Below are 20468 nucleotides of genomic sequence, written 5' to 3' on the forward strand. Positions count from 1 at the left end.
GGGATTGCCTTTAGTTCATAGATTTACATTGGTCCGCACTTCCCATAAATTCGCTCATTACCGTGCTGTCCGATCCCCTGGCGCTCACTCCTTCGCGTTTCAAAACAGAAATAGCGGTCAACCAGAGGATTTTCAGGTCCAGCCAGTTGTTCCAGTTATCCACGTACCATATATCCAGCTTGAAGCGGTCTTCCCAGGTTAGCTCGTTGCGGCCGTTAACCTGGGCCCACCCTGTAATACCGGGCTTAACCTCGTGCCTGCGGTATTGCTCCGGGGTATAGCGGGAAAGGTACCTCATGCGGAGGGGGCGAGGCCCGACCAGGCTCATCTCTCCCTTGATCACGTTTACCAATTCCGGCAATTCGTCCAGGCTCGCTCTCCGCAGGAGGCGGCCAAAGGTAGTTACCCGCTGTTCCGCTGGAAGTTCTCTCCCGTTTTCGTCATATAAATTAAGCATGGTCCGGAACTTGTAAATGATAAATGGCCGGCCGCCAAGACCAGGCCGCCTTTGACGAAAAATTACCGGGGCTCCCAACTTCAACCTCACCAGAAGCGCGGTTAAAGCTATCAGCGGCAGCAGCAGCAACAGGGCAAACAGGGCAATTAAGATATCCAATGACCTTTTTAATTTTGTTGAACGCATGATCTACCCACCTCCAGCAGGTCCATTGCCTCCAGTATCGACCTGTTTACTTTGCGCACATCGTACTTCTCCTCAGCCGTTACTCTGCTCCGGATACCCATTTCGGTTACCAGCGAGGGGTTTACGATAAAACGCTCCATCGCGTCGGCCAGGGCCAGGCTGTCTTTGACCGGGACCAGGAACCCGTTCATATTCCGCCGCACGGTTTCACGGCACCCCGGCGCATCAGTGGTAATTACCGGCCTCCCCATCGACATTGCCTCGAGAATCGACCGGGGCGTCCCTTCCGGGTAAAACGATGGCAGTACGAATACGCTGCACTCAGATATATACGGGCGGACATCGTTTGTCTGACCCAGGTATTCAACGATTCCTTCAGATTGCCAGGCAGCTATTTCCTCCTGCCGGATGGCCGAGGGATTACTGTCGGGGGGGCCCAGGATCTGAAAGCGAGCCTCCGGAAAGCGGGGCTTTAAAAGCCTGGCCGCCTCCACATATTCCGCGATGCCCTTTTCCCGGATCAGCCTGGCCATCAACAGGAATATAACCGGGTTGGTTTTGGCCTTAACAAAAGAGAACTTCCTAATATCCACACCGGACCCGTTAATCAGGACTGCGCTGTCACCATTGGGCAGCAGGTGGAATTTTCTAAATACCGCGATGTCGTCCGGGTTTTGGAAGAAAACCCTCGCATTTTTACGCAGGGACTGGCTGTAAAGTATCCTGACCAGGCTGAGGAGTAGCTTTTGTTTAAGCGACCTGCCGGCAAACGCGTACCCAAGGCCGGTGATCATTGAATATACGCGGGGCACACCGGCTGCCCGGGCTGCCAGCGAACCGTAAATAACCGGCTTTATGGTGTAGGACAAAAGGATGTCCGGCTGCATTTGCCTGAATTCTTTCACCAGTAGCCGCAGCGCGGCGAGATCTTTAAGCGGGTTTAAACCCGTGCGCTGAAGCGGGACGCGCTGGTATTGGGCGCCAATTGCATTCAGTTCCCCTTCAAAGCCGGTTTCCGGCGCCATACCTATAACCTGGTGACCCAGGCGGACCATGTCTTTGATCAGTTCTCCCCGAAAGTTTGTCAGGGACTTGGCGTACCCGCCGAAAATAAGTATTTTAGCCAACCAGAAGGCCTTCTTCCGTGTATATTTATCAACTGACCAGCACATTAGATCTCAATATTTTTAAGCCATTCCCAATTCTTCATTGACCAGTCAACGGTTTTTTCCACACCTCCCTCCAGGCTGACTTCAGGTTTCCAGCCCAGTATTGCCTCCGCCCTGCTGACGTCAGCCCATGTGTCTTTCATGTCCGCTATGTGCGGAGGGTAATTTTGGACCTCCGCGCGCCGTCCGGTAAAAAGCTCTATCAGCCGGATTAACTCCATAAGCTTGCTGGGGCTGTTGTTTCCCAGGTTGATAACCTCATAGCCGACAGGTTTGAGGGCCATAATCGTCCCCCTGGCTATATCGTCCACATAAGTAAAGTCCCTGCTCTGGGTGCCGTCGCCGTATATCCTCAGGGGAATGTCTTCCTGAATCCACCTGATGAAGCGGAACACACCCATATCCGGCCGCCCTGCCGGGCCGTATACGGTAAAGTACCGCAGCACGCTGACGTCAATGCCGTACAGGTGGTGGTAAGTGTAGGCCAGCGCTTCCGCGGCCTTCTTGGAAGCAGCGTAGGGCGATATCGGGGTGTTGACCGGCAGCTCTTCTCTGAACGGCATTTCCAGCCCGGCATAAAGCGACGAGGTGGAAGCCAGTATGAACTTGGCTGTGCCGCACTGCCGGCAAAGCTCAAGCAAATTTAATGTTCCTCCGGCATTAGTGGAGAGGTAGACAAACGGGTTTTCCAGGCTGTAGCGCACACCCGCCCTGGCTGCCTCGTTAATTACAGCTTCCGGGCGGTAGTCCCGGAATATCGTCCGCATCGATGCAAAGTCCTCAATATCCGCGTGGAAGAATGAAAAACGGTAGTATTTCTCAAGTACACTCCGGCGCCATAATTTCAACCTGACATCGTAGTATTCATTTAAATTGTCAACGCCGATAACCCGCTGCCCCTGTTCAAGCAGCATTTCCGCGACCCTGCTGCCGATAAACCCGGCGGCGCCGGTAACAAGCACTGTTTGCACGTTTTTACCTCCGTTTTTGGGGTTTTATCTTTAACAAAGCTATACGCTTTGGGTCAGCTGCCAAAACCGTAGTATTTAAACCCGAGATGCTCCATTTCTTGAGCGTTAAGCAAATTGCGGCCGTCGATTATAACTTTCTGCTTCATCAGATTTTTAAGCCGGCTGAAAGGCAGCTGCAGAAATTCCTTCCACTCGGTCAGCAGCACCAGCGCATCCGCGCCGCTGGCCAGTTCATCCGGCCCGCAGGTATATTCCACTTCCAGGTCCGGGTAATTTTTGCGGCAGTTGTCCATGGCGACAGGGTCGTAGGCGCGTACCCTCGCTCCCAGTTCGACCAGCCTGCCGGCGATTGTTATAGAAGGCGCGTCACGCAGGTCATCGGTGTCAGGCTTGAAAGAAAGCCCGAGCAGCCCGATTGTGCTGCCGCGAATTACCTTCAGCGCGGTCTGCAGTTTCTTAATGATCTCCTCCCGCTGGCGCAGGTTGACATATACCGCGGCGCTGCTTAAAGGCATCTCCAGCCCGTACTGGCCGGCCGTATGAATAAGCGCCTGGACGTCTTTACCGAAACAGCTGCCGCCCCAGCCTACCCCCGCTCTCAAATAATAAGCGCCAATCCTTTTGTCCAACCCTATGCCGGCAGCGACTTCCCTGATGTCCGCTCCCACTTTTTCAGCCAGGCAGGCGATCTCGTTAATGTACGAGACCTTCATGGCCAGGAAGGTGTTAGCCGCGTATTTAATCAGCTCAGCGCTGGTCGGTGTGGTTACTATAAAAGGCGGAAGTCTATAACCGTCCGGCCTCGGTATGAATTCAGGAGGCACAAAGCTCTGTTCCAGGAGCGGCGCGTACAACTCGCGCAAACGCCTGACTGCCTCATCGCCGTCGGCGCCGACCACGATGCGGTCCGGGTAAAACGTGTCGAGCAGGGCCACGCCTTCCCGCAGGAACTCCGGATTGGAGGCCACCGCGACAGGGGTTTCGACCCCCCTCTCACGCAGGCGCAGGCTGACAATGGACTCCACCCTCCGGGCCGAGCCAATTGGCACCGTGGACTTGTTTACAATAACGGGAAGGCTTGTGCCGGTAAGCCTCGCGCCCAATTCGCGGGCGACGGCTTCGACATATACCAGGTCGGCGTCCCCGTTTTTTTTGCGAGGGGTCCCCACAGCAATGATAATTACATCGACGTCTCCATCAAAAGAATCCCAGCTGCCGAAAGAAACTCGTTCTTTAACTTCTGACAGGAGCTCCGGCACACCGGTTTCATGTATCAACACAAGGCCTTTCTGAAGGGCTTTAATCTGGTCGGTATCCTTTTCAATGCAGTGCACCCGGTGGCCGATACAGGCCAGGGCCACAGAGGTCGTCAGCCCAACATAGCCGCACCCAATCACCGCAACGTTCATGCAAGCCATCCCCCTATACCTTTATTTAAACCACCTGTTCTCTCTCAACCTCTCTGCGTCCGGGCAGGACCAGCTTAAGTGATTCGAAGATATCCCGGGTGCTGCAGAAAGCCCCTTTCTTGTACAGGTTAGCCAAGACGTACTCCAGCGGAGTAATTTCCGCCTGGGAGGACCTGGCTATAAAAATCCTCCTGTGTTTGGTGGCCCCCGCGCCTTCCTCGGCTGTTAACAGTTCCTCTTCCAGCTTTTCTCCGGGACGCATACCGGTAAACTTAATTTGGATATCCTTGCCGGGCTCCAACCCGGACAGGGTGATCATATCCCTGGCCAGGTCTACAATTTTTACCGGGCTGCCCATATCGAGTATAAACACCTCACCGCCCCTGGCCATGGCGCCTGCCTGTATTACCAACTGCACCGCCTCCGGGATGGTCATAAAATACCGCTTCATATCGGAGTGGGTAACCGTTACCGGGCCGCCTCCGGCGATCTGCCGATGAAATATTGGCACAACGCTGCCGTTGCTGCCCAGCACGTTGCCAAAACGGACAGCGGTATATATCGTGCCGCAGCCCCCGTTCTGGTTCTGCACAATGAACTCTGCTATCCGCTTGGTCGCGCCCATCACACTGGACGGGTTGACAGCCTTGTCCGTGGATACCATGACAAAGACTTTAACACCGGCTGTCCCCGCGGCTTCGACCACATTCCTGGTGCCAAAAATATTAGTTTTAACGGCTTCATCAGGGTGGAGCTCCATCAATGGGACATGCTTGTGCGCTGCCGCGTGAAAGACCACGCCAGGGCAGTGTTTATTGAAAACAATATCTATCTTTTCCCTTTCCCTGACATCAGCGATCTCAATTGCCAGGGGCAGGTCCGGGAACTTTTCCTGCAGCTCAAGCCAGATGCTGTGGATGCTGTTTTCACCGTGCCCCAGCAGGACCAGCTTGCGAGGGCCGATAACCGCCACCTGGCGGCATAGCTCAGATCCAATGGAACCTCCCGCACCTGTAATCAGGACTGTTTCATCCCTTAGATAGCCGGCCACTTCTTCCAGGTCAACCCGGACCGGCTCCCGGTGCAGCAGGTCTTCGAGCTGTACTGGACGAAGGTTATTCACGGAAACATCACCATTGATAAGCTGGTACATCCCCGGCAGGATCTTCAGCTCGGCCTTTGTTCCCCGGCAGATCTCCACTATTTCCCTCACCACGCCGCTCTCCACCGAGGGCATCGCGATGATAATGAGATCAATTTTATAGCGGTTTACTATGGAGGGGATCTCGCTGCGCCCTCCCAGCACAGGCAGGCCCAGCAAACTAAGGCGTTTTTTAGCCGGGTCATCGTCAGCAAAACCGGCCGGGATGATGCTGCCCTGATGTATATTAAGCTCTCTCGCCACCATGGCTCCAGCGTCACCCGCGCCGACTATCAAAGCCCGCCGGCATGGTTCCCCCGACTTTGCCCTTCTGCAGCTGATGATAATACGCCAGGCGAGCCTGGACCCGCCGACCATAATAATGATAAAAGCCCAGTACATGGCGACGACACTATAAGGGAGCGGCGAGCCGGTGACTAGTATCAGCGCCGCTGCGCCCATGCATCCCAGTGTGACCGACTCCAGGATAGCCACCAGTTCACCCAGGCTGGCATATGCCCATACCCTGTTGTACAATCTGAAGGCATAAAAGACGCCAAGGTAGACAAGAGTTAGGTACGGCGCATGGATGTAATTGTAATGCAGGTAATAACGGAGCTGTCCGGTGCCGAAAAATTTAAATAACAATGGAATGGCCATGCCTGCGTTAATTAAAACCGCGTCACATACCAGCAAGAAAATAAGTCTGGCGTAGTTTTTCAAAAAGCCCACCTGCTTAAATTAATTTTGTTCTGGGTGACCTTGGTGATCCGGGCTCCCGGTATTTGGCAGGGAGCCAAACTGGCCGACACTGCGCGGTTTCATGTAAAAAGCCAGCAGCGCCGAGCAGCCAAACCCAAGTAACAAGGCCAGGGCCGTATTTAGAAGTTTGTTGGTCATTACCGGTGCCGGGGAGGGCAGCGCGGGGGATATCAAAACGACGCCGGTAGTGCCCAGGTCAATATCACGGGCAATCCTGGCATTGTAGATTTTGCTGGACAAAGTAGTAAGTGTATCGGTTATGCGCTGTCTTTCGTCAGCGGTTGCTGCTTTCGCCAGGTCTGCTTTCAGCGCTTCCGTCTCGGCAAGCATCACCTGGACGGTATTATGAATTAATCTCTTATTGATATCAGTCAGCATCAGGCCATATTCGCCGCACACCGAATTCACCACCTCGGCCGCCAGGCCGGGTTCATTACTCCTGGCGGTGACCTTTATGACATTGGAATTTTCACCAGGTGATGATACCTTGATTTCACCGGCCAGTTTTTTGGGGGTGTATCCCTGCTCACCGAGGTTTAGATCCTCAATTACACGCCTCATTAACGCCTCATCAGCGACAAGCCCCATATGGGTTTTTAAGGACAGGGGCGGTACTCTTGGAACTGACGATGTTATTGAATCCATGCTGTAATTCTGCGTGTAACCGGAACTCTGGCCCGCCACCTGGGTCAAAAGAACGGACGCACTGGACTCGAATACTGGTTGCGCGACGATAAAATTCAGGATAAAACCTATCAGGCCCGCGACCAAAGTAACTGCGATGACAAATTTTTTTTGTTTTCTTATAGCTCTCCAGACAGCGTTTGCAGACTCTTTGTTCACTGCATCGCTTCTATTACCGCTGTTTTGGTCCAACAGGACACCTCCTCTGATTATTTGAGCATCATGCCTGCTGCTGCTTATATCCATAAACAATACAATTGGATTTACATTATATTTATGAATTGGTCTTTTTTTACAGTCATGTTTTAATTCTATGCATCAAACCATTTAAAGTTGCCAAAAAAAATAACCCTTTCCGGCGGTTTACGTAAAAATGGTATACCGGCGGAAAGGGAAAAAAGCACAAGGGGACTGATCTCATGTGCTTCAGCGTCCCCTTATGCTTCCCTGTAACCTAAAACCGGCAATATGAATATTATGGAAAAAAATGATAAGACAGGGTGGCTGGTATGAATAAACAAAATCCCCCATCTGAGAATTCCGCAAATATAAATAAAGAGAGCCCTGCAGTTGCCCCCGTCACCAAGCCTTTTCCTACTGCTGCTCCACCCAAGCATAAACACTTCAGATGCAATAATTTGCTGCAGAATCCCAGTTTTGAAGCTGGTTTGACGGGCTGGTATACTAACAATGTCATTTATGCAGATAACAATCCATTTGAGGGAACACAGGCGGCTGAACTGGGGCAGGGTGTGGCCAGTATGTTCCAGGACGTTTCACTGGCTGAGACAGGTCAATACCCTTTGCTCTTAAGTTTTAACGCGGCCAACACTTCTGACAACAACTCAAACGGCAACCTGGTCGCGGAAGTTTTATGGCTGGACAAAGACTATAACGCCATCGCGAGCGGTCTCAGGTTGTTCAGTCCAAACGGCAGGATCAACTCCAGGCCATGGGTTACTTATTACGACATAACCGACCAGCCGCCGGCCGGCGCTGCCTGGGCCAGACTATTTTTCAGCAAAGGACAGGGAGGATTCACAGATATTATAAAGATTGACCAGGTGCTCCTGACTCCTGTAAATACCAATAACCTGGTGCAAAATCCAAGCTTTGAACTGGGTCTGAGCGGCTGGTCAGCCGCTGGTTTTTTCCCTAGTTTTGGTAATACCTTCGAAGGGCTTGCTATGGCCTATACCGGTTTTGAAGGCACCATATTCCAGGATATACCGATTTCCGCACTGCCGGCCAATTCTTCTTTTCTGCTTTCATTTGCCGCGCGTGCTGAAGTAGTTGCCTCTCTCTCTATCCAGGTACAGTGGTTTGACGCTGAAGAAAATGAGATTTTGCCACGGGGATTGGATTTTATTATTCCCGGCGAAACTATGATTACACAGATAAACTATTTAACCTACCTGGATATCACCAAGCCGGCCCCTACCGGCGCTGTTAAAGCACGCATTCTGTTTAAGGCCTCACTCCAGTCTCAAAATAGCTTTTTAAGTATTGATAAAGTTATATTTGCCAGGACAAAAACCACAAACCTGGTGCAAAATCCCAGTTTTAAAAATGGCTTGGACGGCTGGACCCCCGTTAACACAACATTGGTAACGCAATATTTTCAATCTTATGAGGGAATTGAGGTGGCACGGGTGAGTGAAGACGGCGGCGCGCTATTTCAAGAAGTCTCTATCGCCCATGCGGCCGGCCATTGCTTCCTGTTTAACTGCGGTCTCGGTTACAGGAGGGCGGGCGAGCCCCCTTCATCGGGCAACATGCTGGTAAAAGTGCACTGGCTGGACAACGGCGGCAGGGAGATCGGCCTGGGGCTATGCCTGGTAATTCCCAATTTCGAAACCTCCAGGAACCGGTGGCTGGTTTACACCGGCATTACTGAGCCTGCTCCCCCGGGGACAGCTAAAGCCAGGGTCCAATTTACAAAAACGTTTGGAGACACTAACGGCGGCACCATTGATATTGACAAAGTTCTACTGAGCCGCCTGGTGTAATGCCATTCTTTTTCAAAAAAAGTGTGCATTTTCCTAATATATATTTGAATCTCTCTTAAATTACAACGACCACTCTTAACCGAAGAGTGGTCATTTATGCAAGCTCTTTATCCAGAGTATTGAATATCATTTTCCCTTTAATTGAATAAGATTAATTATGCATACCAACTCCTACATGAGAGTACACAGCTGTACACCTTATGTAATTCTATCTTATTTTAAAAAGCACACGAGAACCGTCCCCGTGTGCTTTTTGCCAGCACTATTCTTCAAGCAGGGTCATCCGGAAATCATAAACATAATTATTCTGCCGGCTATTGTCGGCTTTTTTTCTAGTCACTCCTGTCCCATTGATGCTTTTCCTGTCCGCGCTGAAAACACCTTCATATATATCGTAAATCGTTGCTCTGTCATCGATAATAGTGACCCGGTCTCCCTCTATTTTTAAACCGTATTCATATTTTGGCGCGTTCGTGTACCTGAGGTCCCTTTCCATCTTGTAGTACTGTCCCTGCTCGTTGCGGTACAGGAGCACGTTGGAGCCGAGCCAACCATCCGTTCGGTCCTGGAATTTGTGTTTAAAACTCCAAACCTCAAATTCTTTTGCGGCTTTGACCGTAAAATCAAGGTCGCAGGTAACGGTCTGCTCACTGGTGTTGGTAACCAGCACCAGCACCTGCTGCGGCACAGTATCTCCGGACAGGGTAGCAACTTTGGCCGTCGAAGCGGCGTTCTTGGCGGTCGCCAGGACCTCGAACTTTTTGATCCGGATCAGGTTGACCGTACAGTCGTCGATGTCCGAGCGCACCTCGAGGCGGGTGCTGTCAGTAATATTATTGGCGTTTGCCGCATCGAGCCGGACCAGGACCACCCTGGCCCCCAGGCCGGGAATAGTGACCGTCTCACTCGGCGGGGGAGCCTGCCCGGCATCAGCCAGGCTCACTGTCACCACCGGCGTGTTTGCCTCCAGGCTGCGGAAAGACGGCGGAGGAAACCCCGGTATAGGCCCTCCCGGGGTCACCAGGGTAAGATAAAAATGGTTAATCCATTCCCGGACCGGTCGGATGGCGTTGAGGATTTGCACTTCCGACTTGTAGTTGGCAATATTATCGTACACCTTTACCAGCTCGCCGCCCTGGGCCGGCGTGGGGACCAGGTATTTAACAAACGCCCAGCTCGCGTAACCGTGCTCGCGGTCGCTTCCCCACCAGGAGTGGTCGATGGGACCGTCAAGGATCTGAAAGCTATCGGTCCCGTATTTGCGGTAGTTGCCGGGGTTGTATATCAGTCCGCCGCTGTTTCCCCAGGCGTACTCCTCCGCCCAGGTGGCGGTCGCTTCGTCGAACCATTCGTTTTCGCTGCCGTAGAGGAACTGGACGAAGTGGAAATATTCGTGGATAATGGACGACCACATTTCGTTTTTGTCGGAGCCGCGCAGCACCAGGGGGTTGATTTCTATCCAGCCGTCTGTGTCAGTCCAGTTACTTACCCAATATCCTGCAATATTATTATCCAAGAACCTAAAATCTTTAATGTAGATATCCAGCGGCCAACTGGGCGGATCCACCAAAGTCTCGCCCAACAGCTCGTAGCCTGACCTCTTTTCAAAGTTCTGGTTAAAACCAAGCTGCGCAAAAAAACGGTAGCTGTACTCCAGGGCGTCCATTATTTGCTGTCTTTCTCCGGGGGTTATCTCAACCGAGGCGATAAGGTTGAATTTTTTATCATTGGAAAGGGTGGACTGCTGGTTGGTTATCACAACCGCCTGGACAGAAGTCTCTTCACCGCTTATGGGGCCATCTGCCGCGAACGCGGCTTTGGGCGCGAAGGGCGGCCATTGTGATATCATTCCCATAAATGGTTCTGTTGCGGCGGGCTTGAGCACGAATTCCACCGTGTCCTCATTTATGGTGCAGGGCAGGTACTCAAAACCGGTGGTCCACTCGCCCATGCTTCTAACATAGGCGCTCCTGCCCAGCGCCACATAGGTCTCTCCCGCCAGGGGCGCGGTGGTCTTTATCCGGACGGTCACAGGTTTATAGAAACTCTGCAGCCCATCGATAGTATATAATCCGCTGGCCTGGTACGCGCCCATCAGGCCCTTTGAATTATCTGCCGATATAGAGATCCCGGTTTCTCCCTCCACAGCCCGGGCGGGAATAATGAGCCTGATCCCGTTGTCCTCAGTGCTTATTTCTCCTCCGTCTCTGCCCACGTAATATGTAAAAACACCGGCCTTTTTATCCGCCCAGAAAAACTGGTAGGCAGAAATAGCTATAACGACAATAATAAGAGCAATTAAAGCAAACAATATCTTTCTCTTCATATTACTCTCTCTTTACGCCACATAGTACTCAGGCACTCTCCACACAGTACAATTTTAACATTCCTCCTACAGGAATAACATACCTGGCCGGGGTGGTTTGGGGGTAGTATAGGGGTAGTTTTGAGCAGGAAACCGTTGATGTGAAGAAATTAAAAGTAAAACAAAGGGGAGGAAACAGAGGATTTCCGGTAGAATTAAGAAAAAGGCCTGTTTTTGAGAGGTGGTTTAATGAATTGGAAAGCCGGTGAACATCTGCTGCCTATCGCCTCGGGTTTTGTCATCCTGACCTGGGTGCTCAGCTTTCCTTTCTATGGCTCCCTGGCCTATAACCTGCTGGAGTCCAGGGGTGTCTGGGGCACCCACTCCTTTGCCCTGGGGCTGGCGGCGGGTTTTTTTGTTTCTGCGATGCCAAAATACATCCCATTCCCGTCGGTCGTCGCCGCGCCGGCCGCAGCCGTGCTGTGCTGGCTGGCGGTAATGGTGCCGCACCCCGCGCTTTCCGCAGCTTTGATGTTTATATGCGGACTGGCGGCATCAATACCCATGCTCACCTGGGCCGGGAACCTGGGCGGTATGGAAAAGCCGGTCGCCCCGTTCATAACATCCCTGGTACTTTCAAGCATCTGGTGTGCCGTCACTTACCTGCCCTGGCAGAACCCCCGGGCGCACTACCTTATGGCCGGTATAGTATCCCTGCTTTTTATCGCAGCGCCATGGGGATTGAAAGTCAAAACCCCCGTGAAGACCGATATGCCGCTCCCCTGGCCCAGGCTAAAACCGCTGCTGCTCTTTATTGTCGTTACATCCTGGTCGGGAGGGTTGCTGCACCGTGCTTTTATGCCCGCCCTGGCCGATTGGAAAGGCGCCGCCTGGCTGAGTTTCTGGCCATATATTGCCGCCCTGATCCCGGCCGGCATCCTGGCCCGCCGGCGTTACGAACCCCTGGCGGCCTTAAGCCTGAGCACTCTGGGACTGGCCCTGCTGGCTCTGGCCATGGAAAACCCCGCCCTGAATACAGCACCCAAATTGGCCGGACTGACCGGAACACTGGTGGGTGCCGCCTTTGCCGACGCTTTTATCTGGCTTTCCCTGGTTTACTTTGTCTACCGGGGATTTCCCGGAGCATTGGGATTTGGCCTGGGGGTAAATGTATTTGTTATCTGGCTTGTCGGCCTTACGGCTGATCTCTTACATTTGGGCAGCCCGGTTAACCTGCCCCTGGCCGCCTTATCCGGCGCAGCTCTCCTTTTCGTCATCCTCCCGATGATTCTCCCGCGTCTGCCGCTTTCTTCCCCAGGCAAACCTATAAACAATAGATACATCGAATCAAAGGACGACGGTAATCAACCGGACCTGATCGCCGGACAGGAAAGCGGGGAGAATTTCACAGCGGCGGAAATACGGGTGCTGGAACTGCTGCTGGAAGGCAAAAAAAACAAGGAGATCGCCGAAGAGCTGTTTATCTCCCTGAACACGGTAAAATTCCATGTGCGGAATATCCTTCGCAAAAGCAAATGCAGTTCACGCAAGGAACTATTTAAAAAACTGCCGGAAAATCGGGAGGATTTTCTTTCATCTCATTAATACGGCCCATGCTTTATCGTTTTATACATTTAGCACACGGGGATGGTTCTCGTGTGCTAAAAAATTTTTTAAAAAGCCCTTGCAGCAAATTGCTATTTGGTGTAACATATATTATATAACATACGTTATGTAATATATGTTACTGGAGGAGGTACACTGTGGGACCTAAAAATAAGTTTTCGAAGGAGCAGATAATTGACGCGGCCTTTGAAATAGCTAGAACAGAAGGAATTGACAATATAACTATGAGAAAAATCGCAGAAAAAATGGGCAGCTCTGTAGCCCCCATCTATGTAAATTTTAAGAACACTGATGAGCTGACTGAAGCTGTAATAGAGAAGATTGTAAGTATCAGCCAACAGCTTTTGATCGAGGAAAGTACTGGAAACCCGTTTTATGATCTGGGCAGGGCCAGCCTGAGGTTTGCCCTGGAATACAGCGTGCTTTTCAGAGATTTGGTGATGAAAAATAACAGCTATATGAAAGAATACGATGAAAAAATGATACCCGCTTTAATTAAAGAGATGCGAAAGGATCCTGAGTTGGAAGATTTTTCTGAGTATGAGTTAAAAACCATATTATTAAAAATGAAGGTTTTCCAATTAGGGCTTTCGGTGATGGCCGCCAACGGCTTACTGCCAAAAGGCTATAAAATGCAGGATTTAATGGATATATTAGCAAGCACGGCTGATGATGTCATACTGTCAGCCAGGCTGAGTAAAAGTCAATTAAAATAAAAATTGAAATGGAGTAATAAAATGTTTAAAAGAATTAAATATCTTACGTCCGTTGGTTTTTTGATAGCATTTGTTTTAGCTTTATCTGTAAATGTTGCTTCTGCAAAAAACATTCAAGATATTAGCTTAGAAGCCTTTTTTGATAATACAATGAATTCCAAGCTGGAGAAATACCATATCCCCAATGCAACAGTATCGGTTGTGAAGGACGGTAAAATTGTATATAAGAAAGGATTCGGCTTTGCTGATATTGAGAATAATATCCCGGTTGATGCCGATACCACCCTTTTTCGTATTGGTTCCACTTCAAAATTAATCACCTGGACCGCAGTAATGCAGCTGGTTGAAGCGGGCAAGCTGGATCTAAACACAGATATTAATTCATACCTGGATTTTGAAATACCCCAACAGCTTGAAAAGACCCTCAAAAAAAACACAACAGGACCGATCACGATGACCCATTTGATGACCCACACTCCAGGCTTTGAAGATTACCCCGACATGCTTTTCAGGCTTTCGGAAGATGGACTCATGCCTCTGCGTGAATATGTAAAGGGCCACCTGCCTGCAAGGATTTTTCCGGCTGGTGAAGTTGCCGCCTATTCAAATTATGGTACTGCCTTGGCCGGTTATATTGTAGAAAGATTGTCCGGCCTGCCCTTTTCAGAATATGTTGAAAAAAATATTTTCACCCCTTTATATATGAATAATAGCAGCTTTCGGCAACAGCCGGCATTATACCCGCCTGCTCTTATTGCCAAACCTTACAGGTTTATTAATGGGTCATATGCACAAGGAAGTTTCGAATACATATTGCCCGAACCGGCAGGCAGTATGAGCAGTACCGCTTCAGATATGGCCTATTTCATGATTGTCCATTTATCTGGTGGCGCCTATAGTGGAGGACGAATCCTTAAAGAAGAAACACTAAATGTAATGCATAAGGGGCACTTTACCCATGACCCGGCTTTAGGAGGTATGGCTCTCGGATTCATGGAGGGTGTCTTTAATGACAAAGGCGTGCTTTTTCATAGTGGAAGTACTATGCTCTATAACACAGGCCTTTATTTGCTGCCCGAAGTAAATACGGGAATTTTTATTTCCAGCAGTGGCGGTAACCATCTTCTTCACTCCGAGGTTTTTCAGGAGTTTATGGATTTTTACTACCCAGTTAAAGCTCAAATAATGGGAACTCCCAGTGAAGGCAGCCAGGAAAGGGCTAAAAAGTTTACAGGTGAATACCAGATGAACCGGAGAAGCATCACCACTGATGAGAAAATTAACAGCATATTAGGTGGGGGTATTATTAATATCGATGTGGATGAAGATGGGTATCTTCTGGTAACTCATGGCGGGGAAACAAATAAATTTGTTGAAATTGAGCCTGGTGTGTACCAGAATCTCAGAGAAGGAAGGACCCAGGATTACTTTGGCCCGTTCCATAAAATTGTTTTTAAAACAGATCCCTTTGGCAGGACAATGCTGACCACTGACGGCCCTATGACATATTCGAAAGCTCCGTTTTATTCAACTATGGGTTTTACGGCATCAGCTATAGTAATCATAGTATTAATCACAATAAGTTCGCTTGCTTACTGGATTATCATAAAGATATCCGGTTTGTTCAAAAGGAGAAAAAATAAGAGCTCCGGGTTGCCTGACGTTGCCCTTTGGGTTGGAATTGGCGCGAGTACCACCATCCTGATTTTATTTGCCGGCATCCTTTCTACAGGAGGCATTGATCCCGTGTACCAATTGCCAACAGAAGCGTACATACCTGTTGAAGGAAAGCCGGTACTTGATTTTATCCCAGCGTTAATGTGGATTTTTATTTGTCTGCTGGCGCCTTTTACGTTGATTGCCTGGTGGAAGGGATTTTGGGGGCGGGTTGCCCGTGTGCATTATAGTATATTTACCCTGGCAGTCCTGGGATTGATATGGATCATTTATTATTGGAATTTATTTGATTAGTTACAACTTTAAATGTTAATACTGTTAGCATATCTGTGCAAAATCCAACCAAGTTATCCTGAATCGGAAGGGCATCCGCACTTGACTACAGGGTTAAAACAAGGGACATCCAGCTTCTTATGCTAAGATGCCCCTTTATATATTATTTTAATCCCCATCCTTATTTAGTCAGCTTTTCACGCAGCATTGTATTGGCCACGCCTGGATTGGCCTGACCTCTGGTGGCCTTCATTACCTGACCTACCAAAAAGCCGATAGCCTGCTCCTTGCCAGACTGAAAATCCGCCACTGACTTTGGATTCTTATCGATAACTTCAGCAATAATCCTGGTCAGCTGGCCCTCGTCGGATATCTGGGACAGGCCCTTTTCTTTTACTAATTGTCCCGGCTCTTTACCCTCCTCGAACATTACCTCAAATATCTCTTTGCCGATCTTATTGCTGATGGAACCTTTTTCGATTAACTTCAGCAGCGATGCCAGCCCGGCAGGAGTGATCTTAGATTCGCTTAGTTCCATACCACGGGCGTTTAGCAGCCGTAAAAGTTCACCCATAATCCAGTTGCTGATTTTTTTAGCATCGGGATATTTGTTCAGCGTGGCGTCAAAGAACTCTGCGAGAGCAAAAGAACTGGTTATTACTCCGGCATCGTAGGCCGGCAGTCCGTGCTCCTCAACCAGGCGTTTCCTGCGGGCGTCAGGCAATTCCGGGATGGTGGCTCTCAATTCTTCAAGCCACTCTGCCGACAGCTCAATTGGAGTAATTTCCTGTTCGATAAAACACCTGTAATCCGGGTTTTCCTTATTGCGCATGGATACCGTGATACCCTTGTTTTCAACCCACCCTCGGGTTTCCTGGACAATCCTGTCCCCATCCTCCAGAACATCTATCTGCCTGTCCACTTCGTACTCAATAGCCCGCTGTACGGCACGGAAGGAGTTCATGTTCTTTATCTCTGTTTTAGTGCCCAGGGCGGCTGTCCCGACAGGGCGCACAGAGACGTTGGCGTCACAGCGCAGCGAACCCTGCTCCATTTTTACATCGGAAACGCCGGTGTATTCCAGGATAGCCTTCAGCTTCTCCAGGTAGGCTTTAGCCTCTTCACCTGAGCGCAGTTCGGGTTCCGACACTATTTCTATAAGGGGCATACCGGACCGGTTATAGTCCACAAAAGAAGAGCGGGAAACCATAATAGATCCGCCTAAATGGGCCAGTTTCCCGGGATCTTCTTCGATATGGGCCCTGGTGATGTTAATTCGTTTGTTCTGACCATTTACATCTATATCAAGATATCCCTTATAAGCGATAGGCCGAAAAACCTGGGAAATCTGAAAGCCCTTGGGCAGATCAGGATAGTAATAATTTTTTCTGTCAAACCAGGTATAGGTACCTATTTCACAATTTAGAGCCATGCCGGCCCTGGCAGCCAACTCTACAACTTTTTTATTCAAGACGCCTGTGCTGCCTGGCAGCCCCAGGCAGACAGGGCAAACCTGGGTATTGGGCTCCCGGCCGAATTCCGTAGAACAGCCGCAAAACAATTTCGTCTCCGTCTTCAACTCCACGTGGACCTCTAAGCCGATAACCGCTTCGTATCTACTCATCTTGACCCCCTATAGATTTAATTATTAACAGGCCCGGGTTTCGGCCTGGTTTGTTCTGAACTCTGCTCCAAAGTATAGCCTGCCCTCAGCAGGATCTCCTCGCCAAAATGCCGGGCGATGAGCTGCAGTCCCACAGGCAGCCCTTCTACCATGCCAAAAGGCAGGGACATGGCAGGCACACCGGCCAGGTTAACCGGTATGTTACAGGCTTTGGACAGATATGCCCCCATAGGGCCGTCGGCTTCTGCCCCTATTTTTAAAGCAGTGGCAGGGCTGGCAGGCGTTAAAAGGCAGTCAAATCTCTCAAAAGCCCGGTCAAAATCATGCTTGACTAGAGTGCGGACCTTCAATGCCTTTACATAATAGTCATTATAATTACCAACGCTCAGCACATGAGTGCCCAGCATGATCCGTGTTTTTACCTCGTCTCCAAAGCCCTGGCTGCGGGTTTTTTTGAACATGCTCAACACATCGTCGGCATCAACCCTTAAGCCATACCTGACCCCGTCATAACGGGCCAGGTTGGAACTGGCTTCAGCGGAGGAAATAATGTAATGGGCCGGCAGGGCGTATTCGGTATAAGGCATTGATACCTCTTCACATATAGCTCCCAGTTCCTCCAGTTTGCTGGCCGCCTCCCGTACCTTTGCCGCTAACCGGGGGTCTGTAACTGCGAAATATTCTTTGGGCAAGCCAATCCTCAACCCTTTTACGTCATTTACCAGGCACTTCTTAAAATCGGGCACATCGACTTGAGCTGATGTTGAATCCCTGGCATCGCGGCCGCTGATAGTATTTAAGACCATTGCAAGGTCCGTCATATCCCGGGTATAGGGCCCGATTTGATCGAGGGAAGAAGCATAGGAGATCAGGCCATAGCGAGAAACGCGTCCGTAAGTGGGCTTAAACCCTATTACACCACAAAAAGCCGCCGGCTGGCGGATAGAGCCTCCTGTATCTGAACCTAAAGTAAAAGCAGCCTCTCCCGCGGCAACCGCGGCTGCTGAACCCCCGCTGGAAACGCCGGGCAGCGCTTCAGGGCCAAAGGGGTTTTTGGTCCTGAAAAACCCGGAATTCTCTTCAGTAAAGCCCATGGCGAACTCATCCATATTACACTTACCCATAAGTACGGCGCCGGCTCCCTTTAACCTTTCAGCAACGGATGCGTCAAAGGGAGGGATGTAATTATAAAGCATCCTGGAAGCACAGGTAGTTTTTATTCCCTCTGTGCAAATATTATCTTCAATAGCCATGGGGATTCCCGCCAGGGGAGAGAGCTTTTCCCCCCGCGCCCGTTTCCCGTCGACTGACCTGGCCTGGGCTAAAGCCTCTTCCTTGGTAACCGTCACAAAAGCCCTGATTTTATCTTCAACCTGGCTGATCCGTTCCAGGTGGGCCGTAGTTAGTTCTTCGCTGCCGACCTCTTTCCTCTCCATGAGTTCGCTGAGCTTGTGAACTGGTAGCGTATGTAATTTCATAAAATACCTCCTGCTTAAACAATACGTGGTACTATAAAAGCCCCTACCCCTTCTTCGGGCGCATTAGCCAGGGCTTGTTCCAAATCCAGGCTTTGCTGCAGTCTGTCTTCCCTGAAGACGTTCTTGATAGGGAGGACATGGGCGGCGGGCTCTACGGTAGTGGTATCCAATTTGTTTAACATATCCAGGTAGTCCAGTATGGCATTAAGAGACTCTGTATAGGCTGCTTTATAATCCTCTGTTAAATCAAGGCGGCTCATATAGGCCAATTTTTCAATGTCCTGCTCGCTTATTTTCATAGCATACACATCCTTCTTTGTCCGGTAATTCGTGCTGATCTACAATTATACAACCTTAATTATATTAAAAATTATGAATTATGACAAACATATCCACAAATGAGATAAAAGACTGAAAAAAAGCACAAGAGAACATGTTCTCTTGTACCTTTAGATTCTAATTTGTGCCAGGCATTCGTTTCCGGCAGGCTTTCCTTAATATCCTTCCATTTCTGGAAACAACAACTCGCTTAGATTTACCAATTGCAATATGTATACCACTTTATTGCTTGGGGTAAGTGACAGTGATCTCCTGCAATGCCACGTCCCAGGCCACATCACAGCCCAGGCTGTTAGCAACAAAGGCTACCGGGACCTGCACCCTGTCGGAAATCAGCAAAGGTGTGATCGCAGGGTCAGCGGCTATTGGGGTATCTACCCCATTTACCATAGCCATATTGCTATTGACTATCATCTCAACCGTTGTGCCGTTAAAAATGAACGTAACCTTTTGAAGAGAGGCATCCCAGGTAATTGTTGCCCCAAGCGGTTCAGCCACATATCTAATCGGTAAGTAAGTCCGGTCATTGATTATGACTGGAGCCACATCCATTATGTGGACTACTCCGTTAACTGTATAGCTGTTCTGTCCGATGCGGTATTTAATAACTTTATCCAGACCTTCTACCGGCTGGGAATAAATAATGGTGGGGGTTTCAACTGTAACCTCTTCGCAATAAAGAGAGGCGCCATTGTTATTAAAAGCGCGGGCGCGGTAGCTGTAAACCGTATTATCCTGCAAGCCGGTGTCTTTGTATGTGGTGGTATCTTTGGGAACTATGGCAATTTCTGCGTAATCCCCTTTCCCCATCTTTCTCTCCAATTTGAAACCGCTTTCATTAACGGATGAATCCACCCATGAAAGAGATATCTCAGATCCAGACAGAGCTACAGCACTAAGTCTGCCTGGCGCTGCCGGCTTGAGCAAAGAAGGCAGGGTTGGCTGCAGGGGTAGTGGCCGTATGAGAACATCGCTTGATAATAAGGCGGCGGTCGCTTCATTCGAATATTGACTGGAGGCTGATGAAGTCACTGCCCTTACCCGGTATGTATATTGATCCGGCGCCAATCCACTATCCGTATAGGTAGTGGTTCCTGCCCCAATTGTCGCTATTTTTTCAAAGGAACCATCAGCACTCTTCCGCTCCACCTCAAAACCGGATTCATTAGTGGAGTTGTCTTTCCATTTTAATTCAACAGAGGTCGCATCAGGCGTTGCAGCCAGATCGGACGGGGCAAGAATTATTGTTTTTATGGGCGGATCGATAATTTGCACCGGGGGAAGTGGTGTGATCAACCCTGGACTAATAGCGGCAGAGCACACCGAGAATCCCATCGCAGTAATAAGCAACAAGCTGAGGGTAACAATTAATACTGCTTTCTTCATAAAAAAACCTCCTTTTTTTTGACATTATGGCTGCAGATAATTTTGTTAATCACATAGGTGAATTAACAAACTTTAATTTTTTGGTAACATAGTGTAATTCCATGCCACTTTGTTATTTCCTGCATTATTTTGTCTAAACTATTACAGCTTAAGATCGATTCACACATTTGTGATCATTATGTTTGCTTTTATTTCAAACCGTTTATTTCTGGCGTTTTGCGGCACTTTGTTAACAATCCCTGGTATCCAATGTTAA

15 protein-coding genes are annotated in these 20468 nt (G+C 49.6%); 4 read left to right on the top strand and 11 right to left on the bottom strand.

Features of this window, described 5'->3' with window-relative positions; all coding sequences use genetic code 11:
• Nucleotides 1-10: 10 nt before the first annotated feature.
• The 6 genes from ACOBQJ_RS14195 to ACOBQJ_RS14220 are packed head-to-tail and all read right to left on the bottom strand — an operon-like array spanning nucleotide 11 to nucleotide 6971.
• A complete protein-coding gene (locus ACOBQJ_RS14195; RefSeq protein WP_421072427.1) occupies nucleotides 11-643 on the bottom strand; it encodes a sugar transferase in 633 nt (210 codons plus the stop codon).
• Complete coding sequence (locus ACOBQJ_RS14200; RefSeq protein WP_421072428.1) at nucleotides 625-1770, bottom strand: glycosyltransferase family 4 protein; 1146 nt, start codon at nucleotides 1768-1770, stop codon at nucleotides 625-627. Before ACOBQJ_RS14200 ends, ACOBQJ_RS14195 begins: the two co-directional genes overlap by 19 nt.
• Before the next feature lie 44 nt (nucleotides 1771-1814).
• Nucleotides 1815-2783, bottom strand: a complete 969-nt coding sequence (locus tag ACOBQJ_RS14205) for an NAD-dependent epimerase/dehydratase family protein (protein ID WP_421072429.1) — start codon at nucleotides 2781-2783, stop codon at nucleotides 1815-1817.
• Between the two features lie 53 nt (nucleotides 2784-2836).
• Complete coding sequence (locus tag ACOBQJ_RS14210; RefSeq protein ID WP_421072430.1) at nucleotides 2837-4192, bottom strand: UDP-glucose dehydrogenase family protein; 1356 nt, start codon at nucleotides 4190-4192, stop codon at nucleotides 2837-2839.
• Between the two features lie 25 nt (nucleotides 4193-4217).
• Nucleotides 4218-6056, bottom strand: a complete 1839-nt coding sequence (locus tag ACOBQJ_RS14215) for a polysaccharide biosynthesis protein (RefSeq protein WP_421072431.1) — start codon at nucleotides 6054-6056, stop codon at nucleotides 4218-4220.
• 18 nt (nucleotides 6057-6074) lie between these two features.
• Nucleotides 6075-6971 (bottom strand): YveK family protein, encoded by an 897-nt coding sequence (locus ACOBQJ_RS14220; RefSeq protein ID WP_421072432.1) that lies wholly within the window; start codon nucleotides 6969-6971, stop codon nucleotides 6075-6077.
• A 446-nt stretch (nucleotides 6972-7417) separates the two neighbouring features.
• Between ACOBQJ_RS14220 and ACOBQJ_RS14225 the strand changes: the two genes are divergently transcribed.
• The gene (locus tag ACOBQJ_RS14225) at nucleotides 7418-8788 is read left to right on the top strand and encodes a hypothetical protein (RefSeq protein ID WP_421072433.1); all 1371 of its coding nucleotides are present in this window, start codon (nucleotides 7418-7420) and stop codon (nucleotides 8786-8788) included.
• 262 nt (nucleotides 8789-9050) lie between these two features.
• Here the strand turns inward: ACOBQJ_RS14225 and ACOBQJ_RS14230 are convergent, their stop codons facing one another.
• Nucleotides 9051-11114 (bottom strand): hypothetical protein, encoded by a 2064-nt coding sequence (locus ACOBQJ_RS14230; protein WP_421072434.1) that lies wholly within the window; start codon nucleotides 11112-11114, stop codon nucleotides 9051-9053.
• Nucleotides 11115-11342: 228 nt separating this feature from the next.
• Between ACOBQJ_RS14230 and ACOBQJ_RS14235 the strand changes: the two genes are divergently transcribed.
• The 3 genes from ACOBQJ_RS14235 to ACOBQJ_RS14245 all read left to right on the top strand — a co-directional run bounded on the left by ACOBQJ_RS14235 (nucleotide 11343) and on the right by ACOBQJ_RS14245 (nucleotide 15406).
• Nucleotides 11343-12698, top strand: coding sequence for a response regulator transcription factor (locus tag ACOBQJ_RS14235; RefSeq protein WP_421072435.1), 1356 nt, complete (start codon nucleotides 11343-11345; stop codon nucleotides 12696-12698).
• 158 nt (nucleotides 12699-12856) lie between these two features.
• Nucleotides 12857-13435, top strand: a complete 579-nt coding sequence (locus tag ACOBQJ_RS14240) for a TetR/AcrR family transcriptional regulator (protein ID WP_421072436.1) — start codon at nucleotides 12857-12859, stop codon at nucleotides 13433-13435.
• Between the two features lie 21 nt (nucleotides 13436-13456).
• A complete protein-coding gene (locus ACOBQJ_RS14245) occupies nucleotides 13457-15406 on the top strand; it encodes a serine hydrolase domain-containing protein (protein ID WP_421072437.1) in 1950 nt (649 codons plus the stop codon).
• 160 nt (nucleotides 15407-15566) lie between these two features.
• Here ACOBQJ_RS14245 and gatB read toward each other — a convergent pair whose 3' ends face one another.
• The 4 genes from gatB to ACOBQJ_RS14265 form a co-directional block, all read right to left on the bottom strand.
• On the bottom strand, nucleotides 15567-17009 hold the full coding sequence (gene gatB, locus ACOBQJ_RS14250) for an Asp-tRNA(Asn)/Glu-tRNA(Gln) amidotransferase subunit GatB (protein WP_421072438.1): 1443 nt from the start codon (nucleotides 17007-17009) through the stop codon (nucleotides 15567-15569).
• Between the two features lie 17 nt (nucleotides 17010-17026).
• Entirely contained in the window at nucleotides 17027-18487 is a 1461-nt protein-coding gene (gene gatA, locus ACOBQJ_RS14255; protein ID WP_421072439.1) for an Asp-tRNA(Asn)/Glu-tRNA(Gln) amidotransferase subunit GatA, read from the bottom strand.
• A 14-nt stretch (nucleotides 18488-18501) separates the two neighbouring features.
• A complete protein-coding gene (gene gatC, locus ACOBQJ_RS14260; protein WP_421072440.1) occupies nucleotides 18502-18786 on the bottom strand; it encodes an Asp-tRNA(Asn)/Glu-tRNA(Gln) amidotransferase subunit GatC in 285 nt (94 codons plus the stop codon).
• A gap of 262 nt (nucleotides 18787-19048) precedes the next feature.
• The gene (locus ACOBQJ_RS14265) at nucleotides 19049-20212 is read right to left on the bottom strand and encodes a stalk domain-containing protein (RefSeq protein WP_421072441.1); all 1164 of its coding nucleotides are present in this window, start codon (nucleotides 20210-20212) and stop codon (nucleotides 19049-19051) included.
• Nucleotides 20213-20468: the final 256 nt, after the last annotated feature.

The organism is Pelotomaculum propionicicum (assembly GCF_048984525.1).
Lineage (GTDB): Bacteria > Bacillota > Desulfotomaculia > Desulfotomaculales > Pelotomaculaceae > Syntrophopropionicum > Syntrophopropionicum propionicicum_A.